At 30.9% G+C, this 19,339-nt stretch carries 20 protein-coding genes and 1 pseudogene; 6 read left to right on the top strand and 15 right to left on the bottom strand.

Features of this window, described 5'->3' with window-relative positions; translation table 11 throughout:
- Positions 1-109: 109 nt before the first annotated feature.
- Genes dhaM through dhaK form a run of 3 tightly spaced genes read right to left on the bottom strand, consistent with a single transcriptional unit; the run spans position 110 to position 2,162 of the window.
- Positions 110-499 (bottom strand): dihydroxyacetone kinase phosphoryl donor subunit DhaM, encoded by a 390-nt coding sequence (gene dhaM / locus ACREVX_RS07210; protein WP_431543494.1) that lies wholly within the window; start codon positions 497-499, stop codon positions 110-112.
- Position 500: 1 nt separating this feature from the next.
- Positions 501-1,151, bottom strand: coding sequence for a dihydroxyacetone kinase subunit DhaL (dhaL, locus tag ACREVX_RS07205; RefSeq protein ID WP_431543493.1), 651 nt, complete (start codon positions 1,149-1,151; stop codon positions 501-503).
- A gap of 12 nt (positions 1,152-1,163) precedes the next feature.
- Complete coding sequence (dhaK, locus tag ACREVX_RS07200) at positions 1,164-2,162, bottom strand: dihydroxyacetone kinase subunit DhaK (RefSeq protein ID WP_431543492.1); 999 nt, start codon at positions 2,160-2,162, stop codon at positions 1,164-1,166.
- 215 nt (positions 2,163-2,377) lie between these two features.
- On the opposite strand from dhaK, the gene ACREVX_RS07195 reads away from it, so the two are divergent.
- From ACREVX_RS07195 to ACREVX_RS07175, 5 genes are all read left to right on the top strand, one after another.
- Positions 2,378-2,524 (top strand): hypothetical protein, encoded by a 147-nt coding sequence (locus ACREVX_RS07195; protein ID WP_431543491.1) that lies wholly within the window; start codon positions 2,378-2,380, stop codon positions 2,522-2,524.
- A 97-nt stretch (positions 2,525-2,621) separates the two neighbouring features.
- Positions 2,622-3,482, top strand: a complete 861-nt coding sequence (locus tag ACREVX_RS07190) for an ABC transporter substrate-binding protein (RefSeq protein ID WP_431543490.1) — start codon at positions 2,622-2,624, stop codon at positions 3,480-3,482.
- Between the two features lie 145 nt (positions 3,483-3,627).
- Entirely contained in the window at positions 3,628-4,272 is a 645-nt protein-coding gene (locus tag ACREVX_RS07185; protein WP_431543489.1) for an amino acid ABC transporter permease, read from the top strand.
- A complete protein-coding gene (locus tag ACREVX_RS07180) occupies positions 4,272-5,018 on the top strand; it encodes an amino acid ABC transporter ATP-binding protein (protein ID WP_431543619.1) in 747 nt (248 codons plus the stop codon). Before ACREVX_RS07185 ends, ACREVX_RS07180 begins: the two co-directional genes overlap by 1 nt.
- Positions 5,015-5,620 (top strand): cytidylate kinase-like family protein, encoded by a 606-nt coding sequence (locus tag ACREVX_RS07175; protein WP_431543488.1) that lies wholly within the window; start codon positions 5,015-5,017, stop codon positions 5,618-5,620. The genes ACREVX_RS07180 and ACREVX_RS07175 overlap by 4 nt, the downstream gene beginning before the upstream one ends.
- 98 nt (positions 5,621-5,718) lie before the next feature.
- Here the strand turns inward: ACREVX_RS07175 and ACREVX_RS07170 are convergent.
- From ACREVX_RS07170 to ACREVX_RS07150, 5 genes and pseudogenes are all read right to left on the bottom strand, one after another.
- Positions 5,719-6,648, bottom strand: a pseudogene (locus tag ACREVX_RS07170) (sugar phosphate isomerase/epimerase family protein).
- A 19-nt stretch (positions 6,649-6,667) separates the two neighbouring features.
- A complete protein-coding gene (locus ACREVX_RS07165; protein WP_431543487.1) occupies positions 6,668-7,639 on the bottom strand; it encodes a Gfo/Idh/MocA family protein in 972 nt (323 codons plus the stop codon).
- Positions 7,640-7,674: 35 nt separating this feature from the next.
- Positions 7,675-8,730, bottom strand: coding sequence for a Gfo/Idh/MocA family protein (locus ACREVX_RS07160; protein WP_431543486.1), 1,056 nt, complete (start codon positions 8,728-8,730; stop codon positions 7,675-7,677).
- Positions 8,731-8,741: 11 nt separating this feature from the next.
- Positions 8,742-9,470: a sugar phosphate isomerase/epimerase family protein gene (locus tag ACREVX_RS07155; protein WP_431543485.1), complete on the bottom strand. Its 729-nt coding sequence runs from the start codon at positions 9,468-9,470 to the stop codon at positions 8,742-8,744.
- Positions 9,471-9,482: 12 nt separating this feature from the next.
- Positions 9,483-10,577, bottom strand: a complete 1,095-nt coding sequence (locus ACREVX_RS07150) for a Gfo/Idh/MocA family protein (protein WP_431543484.1) — start codon at positions 10,575-10,577, stop codon at positions 9,483-9,485.
- Between the two features lie 133 nt (positions 10,578-10,710).
- Between ACREVX_RS07150 and ACREVX_RS07145 the strand changes: the two genes are divergently transcribed.
- Positions 10,711-11,607, top strand: coding sequence for an AraC family transcriptional regulator (locus ACREVX_RS07145; protein ID WP_431543483.1), 897 nt, complete (start codon positions 10,711-10,713; stop codon positions 11,605-11,607).
- A 101-nt stretch (positions 11,608-11,708) separates the two neighbouring features.
- On the opposite strand, the gene ACREVX_RS07140 is transcribed toward ACREVX_RS07145, so the two are convergent.
- From ACREVX_RS07140 to ACREVX_RS07110, 7 genes are all read right to left on the bottom strand, one after another.
- Positions 11,709-12,368, bottom strand: coding sequence for a ferritin family protein (locus ACREVX_RS07140; RefSeq protein WP_431543482.1), 660 nt, complete (start codon positions 12,366-12,368; stop codon positions 11,709-11,711).
- A gap of 129 nt (positions 12,369-12,497) precedes the next feature.
- Positions 12,498-14,096 (bottom strand): response regulator transcription factor, encoded by a 1,599-nt coding sequence (locus tag ACREVX_RS07135; RefSeq protein ID WP_431543481.1) that lies wholly within the window; start codon positions 14,094-14,096, stop codon positions 12,498-12,500.
- 15 nt (positions 14,097-14,111) lie between these two features.
- Complete coding sequence (locus tag ACREVX_RS07130; RefSeq protein ID WP_431543480.1) at positions 14,112-15,863, bottom strand: sensor histidine kinase; 1,752 nt, start codon at positions 15,861-15,863, stop codon at positions 14,112-14,114.
- 159 nt (positions 15,864-16,022) lie between these two features.
- Positions 16,023-17,372, bottom strand: a complete 1,350-nt coding sequence (locus tag ACREVX_RS07125; protein ID WP_431543479.1) for an ABC transporter substrate-binding protein — start codon at positions 17,370-17,372, stop codon at positions 16,023-16,025.
- 119 nt (positions 17,373-17,491) lie between these two features.
- On the bottom strand, positions 17,492-18,328 hold the full coding sequence (locus ACREVX_RS07120) for a carbohydrate ABC transporter permease (RefSeq protein ID WP_431543478.1): 837 nt from the start codon (positions 18,326-18,328) through the stop codon (positions 17,492-17,494).
- A gap of 19 nt (positions 18,329-18,347) precedes the next feature.
- Positions 18,348-19,199, bottom strand: coding sequence for a carbohydrate ABC transporter permease (locus ACREVX_RS07115; protein ID WP_431543477.1), 852 nt, complete (start codon positions 19,197-19,199; stop codon positions 18,348-18,350).
- Positions 19,200-19,252: 53 nt separating this feature from the next.
- A partial coding sequence (locus ACREVX_RS07110) for an IS3 family transposase (protein ID WP_431543618.1) occupies positions 19,253-19,339 on the bottom strand: 87 nt, incomplete at its 5' end.

Raw genomic sequence — 19,339 nt, 5'->3', positions numbered from 1 at the left:
GTTACTAAAAGCTACAATAAAAACATAATTTTCTTGTAGCTTTTAGTTTTTTTAAACTCTTATATTTTTAGAATTTAAATATAGAAATTGTTAATTGATAGTGTCATTTTTATGGTGTTTTATGAAGACATAACCCCTTAACCGCTTCTTGAATTTCTATTAAATTTTTGCCAATGCTACTTTGCACAGCTACAACAATAGCTCCCTCTACTAAAGCTGAATCAAGAATTTTAACTTTTGTCTGCATTTGTTCAGAAAGAGTTTCAATAGCCATCTGTGCATTCATATATGCACTGCCAAGGTCAAATAATATAACTACACCATCTTCTGAATATACTTTATTAATTGCTAAAATGATTTTTTCTATATCCGTTCCAATTTCATTCTCTTTAGTCCCTCCCGCAGCTACAATATTAATATTGTCAACCATTTGAAGTGCTAACTCTTTTACTCCTTCAGCCACCTTGCTACTATGTGAGATTATTACGATTCCTACCATACTACACCAGTCCTTCCTTCATGCTTTTTACTTCTTCGTATATAGTATTTAATATTAAATAGCTAGAAGTTGCACCTGCATCTTGGTGACCAATACTTCTTTCCCCGAGATAACTAGCCCTACCCTTTGTAGCAATTATGGTTTTTGTATATTCTACGCCTTTTAAAGCTGCATCTTTCGAAGCCTTGAGCATATCCATTGAGGTTAAACCAGATTTTAGAGTTTCTTTTAATGCATCAATAGCTGGTGCAATGGCATCAATCATTGTTTTTTCTCCTATTTCAGCTTTACCGCGCATCATGACTCCACCTAAAGCAGCTTCCAATATTTTAATAAAATCTCCAATATCTATATTTTCTTTCCCATTAACTTCTCCTGCAGCTTTCATAAATGCTGTTCCATATAGTGGTCCTGATGCTCCCCCTACATTTGAAACTAAAGCCATTCCAGTTTTTTTAAGAATCTCTCCAATATCACATCCATTATTATCCTTTAGTTTATCTTTAACCGCAATGAACCCTTTATTCATGTTAATTCCATGATCTCCATCGCCTATAGCCGCATCTAATTCACATAAATAACCCTTATTTTCTTCAATTACACTTGCTATCTTATTTAATATTGAAATTACTTGTAATCCCGAAATGCTCATTTTCATCCTCCTCTATAACACTTTTAGTGCAGGTGTATCAGCCGGTGCATCTAAAAGAACCTTTAACTCATCATCAAGTTTTAATAATGTAATTGAAAATCCTGCCATTTCAAGAGCGGTCATATATTCACCAACAAAAGTTCTATAAACTTTAACTCCCTTTTCTTCTAAAATCTTATGAACCTTTCTATTAGCAATATATAGCTCCATTAAAGGTGTAGATGCAAGTCCATTAACCATAACTGCTACTTCATCACCTGCCTCTAATGGCATATCAGCTAATATTTTTATTAGAAGTTGATCAACTATCCCATCAACAGGTTTGAGAGTTTCTCTATGGGTTCCCGGCTCTCCATGTATACCTATACCAATTTCAACTTCATCTTGGCCTAAGCTAAAATTAGGTTTACCTGCTGCAGGAACTGTGCAGGGCGCCAACGCCATTCCCATACTTCGTACATTTGCTATTACCTTTTGTGCAACTGCCTTAACTTCCTTAAGACTTGCTCCTGTTTCTGCTTTTGCTCCAGCTATTTTATGTACAAGTACTGTTCCGGCTATTCCTCTTCTTCCAGCCGTAAAAAGACTATTTTCAACTGCTACATCATCATTAACCACAACAGTTTCAACTATTATTCCATCCATTTCAGCCATTTCACTAGCCATTTCAAAATTCATTATATCTCCCGTATAGTTTTTAACCACTAAAAGAACTCCGCATCCAGCACTTACTGCTTTTATAGCTTCATATATTGGATCCGGAGTTGGAGATGTAAATACTGCTCCAGCCACTGCTGCATTTAACATTCCCATCCCTACATATCCTCCATGTGCTGGTTCATGTCCACTTCCGCCACCACTAACTAATGCAACCTTTCCAGATATAGGTGAATTTTTTCTAACAAGTACATCTGCATTTTCAAGTTTTCTAACATACTGTGGATGTGCCATTACTATACCCTCAAGCATTTCCTCTACAACAAATTCTGGATTGTTAATTAATTTTTTCATTTACAATCGCCTCCGTTTAATAAAAAAACTTAGTATACCTTATATATTCGACATAATAATTAACATTCCTTCAAGATAATAAATTACAAGTTGTAGTAATTTATTTCAATTAATTTAAATGCTTAAAGTTACAATGCAAATCAAGGAAGAATTGAAGAAACCTTTCTTTTAATAAATATAAGGGTAGATTTAAAAGTTTAGTAAGGGGTATATTATTGTATAAAATAGTTAAACATAATAATAACTATAAAAAACAAACTACGAGAATAGCTATAATGCATGAGAAAATATCAAATGATATTATCGCAATAACCATATTTTATAATGATAGTATTATATTTTATGTAAACAAAAGTAAATAATACAAGCAATTGTCAGATAATTGACAAATCATTAACCGAATGGTATCATACATAAGCGTATCAATAAATTACTAATTAAATTTTAGGGGGAGTCTTAATGAAAAAAACGTTAAAGAAAAAATTATTTTCAATATTGTTAGTTTCGATTTTTACTGCATCTTTAGTTGGCTGTAGTAGTGACAATAACGCAAAAAAGGACCAAACAGATACTACTTATACTGGAACACTTGAAGGTGCCTTGAAAGATTATACATATAAAACAGGAACTTCTGGTACATATGGTCCATTTTCTTATTTTGATACTGACGGAAAAACCTTAATAGGTTTTGACATGGATTTTCTTCATGAATTGCAAAATCTTTTAGGCTTTAAAATACAAGATGGCAAGGCACAAGCAATGGACTATAGTCCGCTTACCACATCCATTGCTGGAGGTAAACTTGATATTGTTATGGCAGCACTTTGTGCAACAGACGAAAGAAAAAATGCAATGAATTTTACTGATACATACTATAATGCAGGCCTGTCTGTAATTATTAATAAAAAAACTAGTCCAAAGAAAATAACAGGAATTGACAGCCTTAAGAGTGGAAAATATAAAATTGCAGTACAAAAGGGAGATGCTAGTCATCTGTACCTGACTGCCGCTAACTTACCTGCAGGAAGTATTCAAGTACACGATTCTATTACAACAGTCCTTCAATCACTTGAACAAGGCAAGGTAGATGCAATGGTTTATGATGCACCTGGTACTTCCTACTATATTAAAAATAAAACAGACTCAAACCTTGAATTGGTTGGAGATCTGTTTGCAAAGGATCAAGCACCTTATGCAATTGCAATTTCTTTTGATGCTTCTAAAGAAAATCCTAAGTTATTAAGTATTATGAACCAAGCAGTAAAAAAATTAAAAGATGATGGCACAATTGCTAAATTAGAAAAAAAATGGCTTGATTAATGTATCTACATAAAATTTAGAAAATCGGCTTTTTCAAGAAATTCATGCAAATGCCTAAGTTTCATTGCAAATCATGGATTAATTGAAGAAGCCTTTGTTTTAATAAAAATCGAGATAGCTTTAATAGTTAAGAAAGGGGTATATTATGGATTTAAGTTTTCTAAATGTATTGTTCCCTATGCTTCTTAGGGGATTTAAAATAACGCTGATGATTTCAGTATTCGGCATTGTGATTGGATTTGTGCTAGGTTGTATTTCTGGCTATGCACTTCAGTGTAAAAATAAATTTGCAAAGTTTATCGCTAATATATATATATGGATTATTCGTTCTACACCTATAATTGTGCAAGCTTTATATATATACTTTGTTATACCAGAAATTACAGGTATAGATTTGGATCCCAATACCTCAGGAATTATAGTTATATTTTTGAATTCTGGAGCATTTATTGCTGAAATAGTACGTGGTGCTCTAGAAGGGATTGATCCTGGTCAGGAAGAAGCAGGGTTGTCACTTGGTCTTACACACTATCAGACTCTAATGCACATAATTGTTCCTCCTGCTTTTCGCTCAATGTTACCAGCTTTATTCAATCAGTTTATTATTTCTGTTAAGGACACGGCAATACTTTCAATAATTGTTGTAAATGAAATAACAAAACAAATCCAAAATTATGCAGCATTAAGTTTTAACACTATACAGGCTTATACTGCCGGCGCTATCTTCTATATGATGATAATTTCAGTTCTTATTATCATACAAAAACAAGTTGAAAGGAGGATTAAATGATGAATGTTTTACTAAAAGTAGATAAGTTATCTAAAAACTTTGGTGATTTAGAAGTTCTTAAAGATATTAACCTAGAAGTTACCGAGGGTGAGGTTATTTGCATTATCGGTCCTTCTGGTTCAGGTAAAAGCACCTTGCTTCGTTGTATTAACCAGTTGGAGTTACAGTCTGGTGGAAATATATATTACAAGGATAAAAATATTGGTAATAATGGTCATGATCTGAGAAAATATCGTGAAGAAGTTGGTATGACGTTTCAAAATTTCAACTTGTTCCCTATGAAAAGTGTTCTAAAAAATGTTATGCTTGCACCAGTTTTAACCAAGAGACATTCGAAAGGTAAAGCTGAAGAAAAAGCACTTGAATTACTTGAAAAGGTAGGGCTAGCAGAGAAAGCACATTCAATGCCTTCTACGCTGTCTGGTGGTCAGCAACAGCGTGTTGCAATAGCTAGAGCGCTTGCAATGGAGCCAAAGGTTTTACTTTTTGATGAACCTACATCTGCATTGGATCCGGAGCTTGTTGGAGAGGTTCTTGAAGTAATGAAGAACCTGGCCAATGATGGTATGACTATGATAGTGGTAACTCATGAAATGACCTTTGCAAAAGAAGTTTCAGATAGAGTTGTTTTTATGGATGATGGATACATTGTTGAAGAAGACATTCCAGAAGAAATTTTTACAAATCCTAAAAATGAACGAACGAAAACTTTCCTTTCAAGAATAATTGGAGATGAAAATGCATGAAAAGATATTGTGTAACAATCAATCGACAATTTGGAAGTCTAGGTAGATCAATTGCAAAAGAAATATCTGAAATACTTGGAATACAGTATTATGACAGGTATATCGTTGAGGCTACGTCAAAAAAGTTGAATATTCCTATATCCACTATCAGCATGATTGAAGAAACACGTTCTAAATCAAGTTTTTCCAATGTGATGTCTCCTTTAGGTAACATTTCAACAGCTAATCAAAATAAGATATTTGATATCCAGAGGAGGATAATACTAGATTTAGCTGATAAAGAATCATGCATTATTGTTGGTAGATGTTCGGATTTCATTCTTAAAGATTATAAAGACTGCTTAAATATATTCACATTTGCTCCAAAAGAGGCACGTTTTAAAAACTGTGTGAACATATTGAATATGAAACCAGCTGAAGCAGAACGCATGATTACAAAAGTTGACAAAGCAAGAGATTCCTATTATAGATGTTATGCTGGTTATTCTAACGAATCTACTAAGCAGAGACATATAATGATTGATAGTAGTTTGCTTGGCGTTCACGGCACAGCACAGGTTCTGGCTGAGATGATAAAAAAACGATTTAATCTTAGTACTTAAAGTAGAAAATAATCAAATTATACAAATATAATGGTAAATTTAGTAGCCATTTTAGAGAAGTAACTTAAGCTACTTCTCTAAAATGGCTTTCTATATATTTATTCAGAAGGATATAAAAAATTAAATTGTCTCATATAATTTCTACTTATAGTTATTGATTCTTTTATTGAGTCAAGCGAATCTTCAAAAGCCTTATCTTCTACTTCTATACAAGCAAATCCTTTATACCCGATGTCCGTTAAAGCTGATACATATTTACCCCAATCTACATCTCCGAGTCCTACAAGTTTTGGTGAGATGTATTGTAGTGGCGTAGCCATAATACCCACGTCATCAAGTTTATCTTTGTATATTTTTATGTCCTTGAAATGCACATGGAATATTCTATCTTTGAATTCATATATAGGTTTTATATAGTCTATTTGTTGCCATATAAAGTGAGATGGGTCATAATTCAATCCAAAATTACGACTTGGTATTAACTTAAACATCTTTCTCCATATATCAGGAGTTGTAGCAAGATTCAATCCACCAGGCCATTCATCCTTTGTAAAAATCATAGGACAGTTTTCAATAGCTATTCGAACATTATTTTCTTCTGCAAACTTAATTATAGGAGTCCAAACTTCCTTGAATTTAATAAGATTTTCTTCTACAGTCTTATTTTTATCCCTACCTATAAATGTTGTAACAGTTTTAACTCCAAGTATATTTGCTGCTTTAATTATCTTTTTAATATGTTCTACATAAAATGTACTCTTTTCAGCATCAGGGTCTAAAGGGTTAGGATAATACCCAAGTGCAGAAATCTCAACTCCTTTTAATTTCGTATAGTCATTAATATACGCCGCTCTTTTTTTATCCATACCATCAACATCAATATGTGTTACACCAGCATATCTTCTTTATGCCTTTCCTACTGGCCAACACATCATTTCAACACAAGAAAATCCATTCTCAGAGGCATAATTAATTACTTCCTCAAAACCTAAATCTCCCAATATGGCGCTAACAAATCCTAGTTTCATCATAACTACCTCCTTCTTTTTAATAGTTTACAGTAATTTTTTGTCCGGTTTCCTCTGATTTATATGCCGCCTGTAACAACCGAGTTAACGAAATCGCTTCATCCATTCCTAAGGTTATTGCCTTTTTTTGTGTAATTCCCTCAACCCATTGAATTAGTGGACTAGGAAGTGAATCAGGCAAATTTTTCTGGGTAACCCACTTCCCATCTGTATCACCATTTGCATAACTAACACCATCTCTTACAATGAGGGAACCGGTAGTCCCACTAACTTCAAGAGTTAGTGGTGTATAAACAGAAACAAAACTTGTTTCTGCTACACCAATAGCACCATTTTGGAATTCAAATACCGATACTGCATTGTCTTCAACTTGTCTATTAGTTATTTTTGTAAAAGTCGCATTAACATTTTTTGCTTTACCTAAGAGCCATTCTAATAAATATACAGTGTGAGTTCCTAAGTCAATCATTGCTCCCCCACCACAATTCTCTTTATTATAAAAACTCTCAGGCAACCAATTTGCGGTGCTTCCATTATGTGCATTTCGTACCCTTGCATATGTTATATCACCTAATGCTCCACTTTCAACCATTTGCTTTGCAAAAATCATTTCTCCCTTACATTTATGAACAAATGCAATTGAAAATTTAACATTGTTTCTTTCAACTACCTCTTTTATTTTTATACAATCATCAACTGTAAGTGCAAGAACCTTTTCTGTGAAAATATGTTTCTTAGCATTAGCAGCCTTAATAATTAACTCTGTATGCATAACTGTTGGAGAATTGATAACAACACCTTCAATAGAATCATCTTTCAAGAGCGTATCATAATCTTCAATAAATTCGCAGTTTAATTCATTTGCCCATTTAAGTCCTGCTTCTTTATTTTCATCCCACACTGCTATTATTTCACATTGTGGTAATTCCATAATTTGTTTTGCATAGTCTTTAGCATGCACATGCCAAGAACTTATCATTGCAATCTTCATATATTATTCACCCCACTTTTCAGATTAAAACTTTTCTATATTTCAACATGAACCGCAGATGAAGTTTCACTAGAAACAAATGCTGCTTCCATTACCTTTATAACACGCATTGCTTGCTGTGGTGTTATTTTAAGTGGAGCTTTTCCTTCAATAGCATCTAGTAGACCATCATATACAACTGTTAAATTATCTACAACATCCATAGGTTCTGATAAAATTATTTCTTCTATGGAATTTGCGTTTCTAGGTGCCATAGTTTTAGTAGGTCCAGCTTTGGTATAAACAATTTCATCCACCCAAACACTTTCTTTATCTATACACCTTACTATTTTTCCATCACAATCCCAATTATCTATTTGAAGTGTTCCTTTTTTTCCAAGAACATACCATCTTGGATGTGTTATATAGTTATTCGTAGATACCTCAATATGAGCCGTTAATCCACTTTCAAATGTCAATGTAAGACGGAAGTTATCTTCCACATCACTGTACTCAATATTATACATTTTACAAAATACATTAGTAACCTTCTGATCAATCATATACAGCATTTGATCAATTAAATGCACTCCCCAATCTACCATCATGCCTCCACCAAGTTTTTTAATAGTTCTCCACCCAGTCGGCATTCCTCTTGATCCCTCAACCCTTGATTCTATAGCGTACACATCACCGAGCAAACCTTCTTCAACACTTCTTTTCATCAAAATGAAGTCCTTATTTGTTCGTCTATTTTGATCAATAGTAAATATTTTTTTATATTTAATAGATGCATCTATTACTTCCTCAAGTTCTATTGAAGTTAGAGTTACAGGTTTTTCACTAATAACATGTTTTCCTGCTTTCATTGCCTCAATTAATAGTTCTTTATGCACCTCATTAGTTGTAGCAACAAGAATTATATCAATTTCAGGATCAGAGAATAACTCGTCTTTTGATTTATATGCCTTAAGACCTTGCTTTTCTGCAAACTCACATCTTTCTGGATTAATATCAAATACGCCTTTTATATTAAGTCGTTCGTATTCTTTAAGAGATTTAAAATGATACTCAGCCATACCTCCAAAACCAATAATTCCTAAATTAACCATTATTAATACACCTACCTATTCATTATATTTTCGAACGATTTTTGCATATTATTCATGCTTGTACCTATAAATTCTTCCTGTTCATATACAAAATCCGTTTCTTTTGCTAAATCAATAAGATATTTGAAATCAATTATTCCACTACCTGCGTCTACATTTCTTCTTGTTTCATTATTCTCTAATTGCTTTAGGTGTATTACCGGACAACGAGATATATTTTTTTTCATATAATCATTAACGTCAAGTCCCGCATACGCAATCCAAAACACGTCCGGCTGCTGTTTTACATACCTTAAATCTACATTATTGAAAAGAACTTCTAGTGGATACTGTCCATTATCCATCTTAAATTCGTGAGCATGGTTATGATAAGCAAACATTAGTCCAGCTTTTGCACTTTGCTCTCCTATCTTATTGAACAATTCTGCATGCTCAAGCGCACTTTCGATTGTATTTATTTCAGCATGTGGGCAAACGATATATTTTGCACCTAAAGTATTAAGATAATCAAGTTCAGCGTTTAGATTGTCTTTAAGGCTGTCTATTCCAACATGTGCTGACAGAGCAGTTAGATTAAGCTCTTTAAGTTTTTTATTCATATCTTTTGCCAAAATATCTTTGTACCCTGCAAATTCGACACCTGTATAACCTATTTTAGCTATTTCATCAAGTGCTCCAAAAAAATCTTTGCTTGTATAATCTTGAACAGACCATAACTGTGCTGATAATTTATTTAACATATTTTTATCCTCCTAATTATTAAAATATATAACTTTACCTGTATTTGCTGATTCATATATCGCTTCAAGAATTTTAGAAACAATATATGCTTCATATGGTTTAACAACAACCTCAGTATCATTAATGATAGAGTCAATCCAACGTTTAGCTTCAACTATTGGTGGTGTTTCAGCAACGCCATCATAAAAAGCAACTCCACCAGCACTCAAATCAGGTTTAATTTCAATAAGTTTACCGAATTCATCTTTATTTATGCTAAGACCGTTTTTAATTTGTGCTCCCGCTTTTGATCCGCAAAGAACAGTGGTTCCCTCTGAGATAGGCTCTATGGTATTAAGTGCCCAACTTGATTCAAGTATAATTGTAGCTCCATTTTCCATTACAATAAAACCAAAAGCAGAATCCTCTACAGTATTTTCTTTTACGTCCCATGGTCCCCAAGGATTTCCACAATCAGGATCTAGTATTTTCTTATATTTTGTACCAACAACCATTTTGGGTTTGTAATTATTCATCATCCAGAGTGTAAGGTCAAGTGAATGAGTACCGATATCTATAAGAGGTCCTCCACCTTGTTCTTCTTCATTTAAAAATACTCCCCAGGTAGGTGTACCACGACGCCTTATCGCAGTTGCTTTAGCAAAATATATTTCGCCTAAATCTCCACGATCTATAGCTTTTTTTAAATACGTACTTTCTGCTTTATGTCTATGTTGATATCCTATTGTTAGTTTTTTACCTGTTTCCTTCGCCACATTAACCATTTCTAATGCATCAGCTGCTGTTTTAGCCATTGGTTTTTCACACATAACATGTTTACCTGCTTTTAAAGAAGAGATTGATAATTTTGCATGTGATTTATTTGGAGTAAGAACATGAATAACATCAATAGTTTTATCTTGTAATAGTTCATTGTAATCAGTATAAACCTTTGCATTAGGGCAACCGTATTCTTTTGCTGCCTTTTCTGCTTTTTCTAATACTAAATCACAAAATGCTACCATTTCCACATTTGATAACGCTTTCAATGATGGCATATGTTTTCCATTTGCAATACCACCGCAACCTATAATTCCTATTCTTATTATTTTCTTTTCGTTTGTCATAATATTGTCCTCCTAAAACTCATCTAATTATTATTTTCTTATAATAATAAATTACCACAATTACATATTATATGATATAATAAATTTGCAATAAAAGTATTAAATATTTGTCATAATAAAAGAGGTAATTTATATGGAAACATTTTATGAAGAAAAAACTAGTTTAAATGAGGGCATACTATATCCTTTTGAATGCCACATTCAAAAGGGTTTAGGTAGAGGCACCCTCGCAAATGCCCATTATCATTATTATATAGAATTACTGTATTGTGTGTCAGGTAAAGCACAAGTGTTCATTGCAGGTAAAAGTTATGACTTTTATGTAGGTGATATGGTTTTAATTAATTCAAGAGAAGTACATTCCGTTTATAAAACATCAGAGGATACAGTTGAATATATAGTGGTAAAATTCGATCCAAATGTTTTATATTCAACATCTATAACTGTTTTTGAAACTAAATATGTATTTCCTTTTACTTTAAATAAATCCACCCATCAAAAAGTTTTTACTAAAGACGAAATAAAAGATACTGATATTCCAAGACTTCTTAATGGAATTTTTATAGAGTATAATAAAAAAAAATATGGCTTTGAAATGGCAATTAGAAATAATATCGGCGGGGTATTTTTACTAATACTTCGTATTTGGTATGATAAGGGTCTTGACTTAAACATAAATACTAATATAAATGAAAACACTTTAAAAAAATTACAATTTATTTTTGATTTTGTTGATAAAAACTACATGTTTGGCATATCAGCAGAGTCTGTAGCATCTACTTGTAATATGAGTTATAGCTATTTCTCAAGATTATTTAAGGCTTCAGTTGGAAAATCTTTTAGTAAATATATAAACTATGTAAGAATAACAGAGGCAGAAAAATTGTTACTTTCAAGCAATTTAAATATCACTGAGATTGCTATGGAAATTGGATTCACATCTTCTAGCTATTTTATCCAACAATTTAAACATTATAAAAATATATCACCTAAACAATTCAAAATAAAATTTAATTTATATGATAAATAATAATATAAATTCCATTAATTAGTTGTTAAAAGATGTTATTTTAAAAAATAATTCCTTTAAAACAAATAGCTTCCCCTTAGTAATAAAGAGGAAGCTATTTGTTACCCTGTCACTACACCCACTTTAGGTAATTTATTAAGTATATTTGAAGCACCATGACAAGTATTAAAACTCTCCGTTGCTTCAGTTCCAGCCGCTACACCATTGTGGATGCCACCAGCCCAAACTGAGCTTACATCATATACTATTCCATTTACAGCTACATAGGCAGCATTGCCACCTTTACCATTATATTTTGATAATTCCTCTAATGTGAATGTCTGCTGTCTTTCACCAATATCTTCAAAATTATCTGTATTCATATTTCTGTATCTGTTATACATTATGTTTTCTTCGTTATTATAGTCTTGACTTGCTTCTACTTCTCGCAATTCTTTATAGAAATCTGCAATTTCCATAAAACCTTCAACTCTTGCCTCATTTTCAAATTGTTTATATAGCTTAGTACTTTCAAAAGCCTCTACTTTTGCAGAATCCATCAAATTGTCGGCTGTGCTTTTATTCATCTTAAGAAACTTATCAAAAACCACCCTCGCATGAGCTTTTTCATTGTTTGCCGTAGCTTGGAATATAGAGGCTACATACTCATATCCTTCTTTTTCTGATTTTTCTGCATAAAATGTGTATTTATTTCTAGCTCTAGACTCACCTGCAAAGGTTCTTAGAAGATTTCTTTCTGTTTTACTACCATCTAATTGCATCCCTATTCCTCCATTAAGTAATTTATCTTCTTGATTATTTTATTCATTATATTTTTTAATGTTACTCAACAATCTGAGGATAAAGAATAATGGATAGCACTTAACAAAGGTTTACATTTAATACATATCTTACTTAGTTGCTTCTTTATTATTTCTTGTTTCTCCAGGAGTTTTACCCGTTATTTTTTTGTAAGCTTTATAAAAATAAGAAATATTGACAAAACCAACTGAACTTGCTATATCCTCTATAGATATTTGTGAATGTTTAAGGAGTAATGTTGCTTTTTCTATCCTCTTACTAATAAGGTAATCAGAAAAAGTAAGCCCTGTCTCCTTTTTAAAAAGCCTGCTAAAGTAGCTTGTATTCATATTTATATATTGAGACATTCCCTCACAAGTGATGTGTCGTTGCAAATTCACCTCTATATAATTTAATACAATTATTATATCAGGTCTAAAATTATTATCAAATTTACAACTTATTTCCTGAGTGTAAACTAGTATGGCATTTTTTACTGATTGTATACATCCTTCCATAGTATCAAATTCACTTACACAATTTATAACTATTCCACTTTTATTTGCTTCAGATTTTATATCAATAATTAAATCATTAAAAAGTTTTTTAACAGTGCTGGGTAAATAATTTAGTTTTATTGATTCTAGTGATATACTATCAATGAAACACATCATCTTTTCATAATTATTTGTAAATAATATATTAATCCAGTCATTATTATATTTATTATATAAAGCGTCACCTTCACTCCATTTTTTATACTTTCCACTTATTATGCTCGAATCACCAGTATAAAAATATTCGTCTCTTAATATTTTACAATCATTTAAGGCTTTACTTATCTGGAATAAATTATTATACTCACCACTTATGCAAATAGATACTTCAATGTTCAAATAATCACTTATACATTTTTGATATTGGTGCAGCTTATAATTTAAAAAATTATCCACTGAACTACTGTTTGCTATATCCCTCCAAAATAATATGAGTTTTGTATCGTTACTATAATCAAAATAACTATAATTATGATAGTCTCTAAATATATCATCAAAAATATTTTGCATTGAAAAATATAGCAACTTTTCATTTTGGATCTTTGAATTTATTATATTATGATTAAAATTATCTATATATAGACTAAATAGAACATACACATTATCTGGTAATTTTATCTTCATAGTTTGTGCCTTTTTATAGATGTGTAAAACATCATTACTTTCTTCACAAGTATGATTTATTATTTCCATTAATAAATTTTGTTTTAATGTTTCCTTATTATCATTTATTAGTTCATCAGTTCTTAATATCTCTGTATTTAAATTATTTTCATGTTCAATACTTTCTTTTAGTCTTAATAAAACTTCAATAAGACTTTCTTTTGTAAGCATATATTTAACAATATAATCATAAGCTTTTATGTTTAGTGCTTGTTTTGCATTACTAAAGTCTTCATGACAAGTTAATATTATATACTTTATATCAGGGACTATATCTTTAGCTTTGTTTATTAAGTCAAACCCATCCATTTCTGGCATAGTTATATCCGTAATTATAACTTCTGGTTTATACTCTTCTATAATATCTAGCGCTTTATCACCATTTTCTGCTACACCAATAACAGTATATCCATATTGCTTCCAGTCTATTATATCCTTAAGCCCAATTAGCATTTCTATATCATCATCTATAATAATAACTTTAATCATATGGCCTCCCTATATTTATAAGGGCAAATAAATATTCACGGCGGTTCCCTTATCAACCTCACTGTTAACATCCAATCCATAGTTTTCTCCAAAATAAAGTTTAATCCTCTCATCTACATTATTTAGCCCTATGCCTGAGAACTTAATTCCCTTTGTTTTCACTTTATGTATTCCTAAAGTGTTATTAAAACCTTTACCATTATCCATTATTCTAATAACACATTTGCTATTACTCTTTGATACCTGTATCGTTATATTAATTTTATTTTTTTGACCAACAGCACCATGTATTATTGAATTTTCTACAATAGGTTGAAATAAAAGTCTGGGGATTTTATAATCTTCTAGTTCATCGCATATACTATAATTAAAACTAATATCTATAGCATGCCTCATATTTAAAATTGATAAATAATTAGTTACATTGTCAATTTCCTGCTTAATTGAAATTAGTTCGCCCTCTTTATTCACCGTCATCCTTAAAAGTTTAACTAATGAAAGTACCATATCCGCAGCTTTTTCATTGTTATTATTTATTGCAGCCCATCTTATAGAATTTAGCGTATTAAATAAAAAATGTGGGCTTATCTGTGCCTGAAGCATATCCAATTCACAAGATCTTTTCCTTTTTTCTTTCTCCATATTTTCATCTACGAGATTTTTTATATCAACTTTCATATTAGAAAAACTTCTTTGTAATATGCCTATTTCATCTTTTCTATTAATTTTAATTTTATTATCATAAGGCTCCAAATCAATATTTTTCATTTCTACCACCAACTGATTTAGAGGTGTAGATATATTTTTACTAATAATCCAAGCTGCAATTGTAAATATTAAAATACATCCAAAGTAAATGAAGAGTAGCTTATTCCTTTGCTTAATTACAGGACCGCTAACCATACTATAGGACTTAATATCAACTAAAAAGTAGTTCATATTTGATAACTTGTAATATGTTATTAATTCCTTTTTACTATTAATTTCCTCATTAATAAAATACCCTTTTTTACTTTGTGGTATTTCACATTTAAAGATGTCCTTAAAATTTTTACCTATATACTTATCATCGTAACCTGAAATTATAATACCCTCACTTATAATAAGTCTTCTAGCATCTTCTTCATTTGCAAGTATTATATGTCTAATATCTTTTTCAGGTATACTTTCCAGAAAAACTCCATATTTATTACCCCCTCCTGTAATGAGGTCCTTTTTTAGTGTTACTACATAAGGAAACTGTGCCTTCTCTGAATCCATGTAATTTTTCTCTATATTTATCCACTCTATTTTATAATTCGAAGTGATATTATTCTTATAATACTCATTTAAATACATATTTTCTTCCCAAAGACTTTGTTCCCAATTAGAATATTCTATCCCGTTTGAAGTTAGTATGGTAAAATATATTTTAGTTCCAAAATTAATATCTATTATATTCTTAAAAAACTTATCAAATTTATCTTTAGATTGTAAATTATATCTCTTATCATTTTTAGATAATAAAAAATTTGATACATCTAACTCATCATTTGTATGAATAGCCGTAGCTACCATGTTATTGAAGACATTGTCTACATCCTTTGATATTATATTCAAAGAATTTATTGTATCTTTATATGTATTATTTATCATTATATTTCTAATCGAATCATAAGAAATATAATAAGTAAACATAAGTGGCAACACTATTATAATACTAAAGCATAATATTAGTTTACTAAATAAATTTAATGATTTTATTTTTCTAGTAAATGTATTTATCATATTAAAAAACACCATCCATATTTATAAAATTAATGCCTATTCATTCTATTATAGCCCAAAATAACATTAAGCAATAGTTTATAATATTTTTTCTAATATTTTATATGGAAAGACTTTAAAGTTACCACGTAAATGGTAACTTTAAAGTCTTTCTTGTGTTTATTTAGTTTTCATTTGATCATATCTATTATTAATATTTTCCACTAATTTATCAAGACTTTGAGAACCTATTAAATACTTTCCACATTCTTCATTCACCATATCTGAAACTTGTACATTTTCTTTGATAAGAATATCAGCATTTTCTATAAAGTTTCCTTTGAATTTAGGATTATTTAAAACTTTTTTTAGAGATTCAACATCATAATATTTTTTGTCATCCCCAATGATTTCATCGGATACTTTACCCTTATCTTGATCAACTGCACAAGTAAATCCCGTCATTGGACCTATTTTCGAACGGTTCTCTGCATAAAAACTTAAAAATTTATATGCTTCATCTTTATGCTTACTTTTTGCGCTTATACCAAAAGAATGACGAGTTAAAGTAGTCTGTCCCTCAACGCCATCTTCAAATTTAGGTAATGGAGCAAAAGCTGTTACAAAATCATGAGGGTATTTTTCAACATTTTTTATTTCTGAAGTCATCCATTCTCCTGTTGGGAGCATAGCAACTTCTCCATTAAAGAAAAGGCTTCTATAAGCCAAATTCATTGACTTTGCTTGTGCATAAGGAACTTGTGTTTTATCATTATTTTCTAAATCGAATCTGTATTTCATCCAATCCTTAAACATAGGCTTATCAACTAAAAGTTTACCACTTTTGTCATATAACAAATTAATATCATTCATAGAGTAAATACCCATTTTGTTATAATCTACCCAGGTATGCATGTAAGAACCAAACACCTTGCTTGACCCCTCACCGCTTGTAAGCTTTTTAGCATATTCCCTATAATCGTCCCAAGTCCAATCTAAAGGCGGAACAGGAAGTCCTGCTTTATCTAATAAATCTTTATTAAGAAGCACAAACCAGGCTGTTTCGAAGGTGGATATTGTATACATTTTACCTTTTATTGTTAATGGATATTTATATTTATCCTCATATTTAATTCCTTCTTTTTTGAAGTGATCATCTAATGGCTCCATAAGACCAGCATTACTCCAATTTACTATTTCCTCCTCTCCCGCAGATCCCAAAATATCAACATCATTGTTACCTGCCATTAGAATTGTATTCATCTTTTGGACATAATCATTGTTATTGTTATCTGTAGGATATATATAGTTTATTTTTATATTTTTATTTTTCTCCTCAAAAGCCTTTTTAATATTGTCCTGCTGCTCAGTATATCCTGATTTTTCCCATGTATAAAAATTTAGAGTCACTGTTTCAGTGTCCGTTTTCGAGGTATTTTTTTCCTTAGCACTACTACATCCTGATAAAACTCCCGTACATATAACCGTAACTGCTAATAATGATATTATTCGCTTACTAAACTTTGTCATATAGTTTCCCCCTTAAAATATGTTTATATAAAATACTAGATTAATGCAAATTATTCTGATACATATTTAATTTGAACATAAATCTAGTAAAGTAATCAGTGATAAGTACACTTATTCTTTTATCCTTTAACTGCTCCTCCAGTTATTCCTTCTATAACATTCTTCTGACCTATTATAAATATTATAATTAGTGGAAGAATGGCAGATACAGATGCTGCCATCATTAAAGCATAGTCCGCTGTATAGTCTGTCACAAACGATTTCATTCCAAGCTGTATAGTAAATAATTTTTGAGAACTTAAAAATATCAATGGATGCTGATAATCATTCCAAGTCCATACAAATTTAAGTATAACTAATGTTGATATTGCAGGTTTACTTATTGGCAATATGATTTTATAAAATATAGTAAAATAACTTGCACCATCTATTTTCGCTGCCTCTATTAACGAATCAGGGATAGTTGTCATATACTGCCTTAAAAAGAATATTCCAAATATACTAAAACTACAAATCAATATAATTCCTGCATGAGTGTTATACAAATTCAGTTTATTTAAAATCATAAATGTAGGAACTATAGTTACTTGTTCTGGTATCATCATTGTAGCAAGTAAAACTAAGAAGATTCTGTTTTTAAATTTAAAATCAATTTTTGCAAAAGCAAAACCTGCTGTTGCAGAAACAACAACTTGAAAAAAAGTAGTTAGGAACGTTACTTTAATAGAATTTAAATAATACAATCCAAAATTGTACTCACTACCCCAAACGGTTGAATAATTAGAAATTGCATTCCATCTTTTAGGTATCCATTGAATTGGAAATTTAAAAACATCTGCCTCAACCTTAAACGAAGCAGAAATCATCCACACAAAAGGCACAACCATTGTTATGGCCAAAATAAAAATTAAAATTGTTATAATGATTCTAGTTTTATTTTTTTTAATTTGAAACATTTATTACACCTCATTCCGTTTATTCATATGTAACTAACTTATCTTGCCCTTTCCACTGAACAATAGTTATTATAAATATTATTATAAATACTATCCATGCTATTGCACTTGCATATCCCATTCTGTTATATTTAAATGCCGCTTTATAAATGTAATACGCAAGCACTGTAGTTGACGTACCCGGTCCACCCTCTGTAAGTACACTAACAAGGTCAAACACCTTGAATGAGTGTATAATTCCTGTTATTGCTAGAAAAAATGTGGTTGGTGAAACTAATGGTATAGATATGCTCCAAAGTTTTTTCCAGAAATTCGCACCATCTATTTCAGCAGATTCATATATACTTTCAGATATTGAGTTTAATCCTCCAATAAATATAATTACATAATATCCTATTCCTTGCCAAATAGTTATAAATATAAGTGTAGGTAGCGACCATTTCATATCAGCAAGCCATTGAGGAGGACTGGTGATTCCTATACTAACTAAAAATTGATTGAACGGTCCATATGCAGGTTGAAGCAAAACCATCCAAACAACTGCAATTGCCACAACACTTGAAATATATGGCATAAAAATCATTACTTTTATCCAAGTGCCAAAATACGTGTACTTTTGTATAAGCACTGCTATTATAAGTCCTGCTATTAAAGATATTGGAACCACTGTAACCGTAAATAAGATGTTATTTTTTAATGAATCTGTAAACCATACATCTGTAAATAACTCTTTGAAATTAGATAATCCAACAAATTTAATTCCGCTTAAACCTGATATAAAATTCCACTCTGTAAAGCTTAATATAAAAGAAACTATAAACGGTATTAATATAAAACCAAAGAATCCTATTAATGCTGGTAGTATAAACAAATATCCTACTAAGTAAACTGGTACCTATGTCAAGGACAATATAAAAAAGAGTGTTAGGAAGCTAAAAGATGATTTCTGTATTTCACAGGAGTCATTTTTTTTAAGTTCCATTGATACCTATAATTATTATAATATGTGAT

It is taken from the genome of Clostridium sp., assembly GCF_050717545.1.
In the GTDB taxonomy this organism is placed as follows: domain Bacteria; phylum Bacillota; class Clostridia; order Clostridiales; family Clostridiaceae; genus Clostridium_AD.
This window is presented reverse-complemented; position numbering and strand designations above follow the sequence as displayed.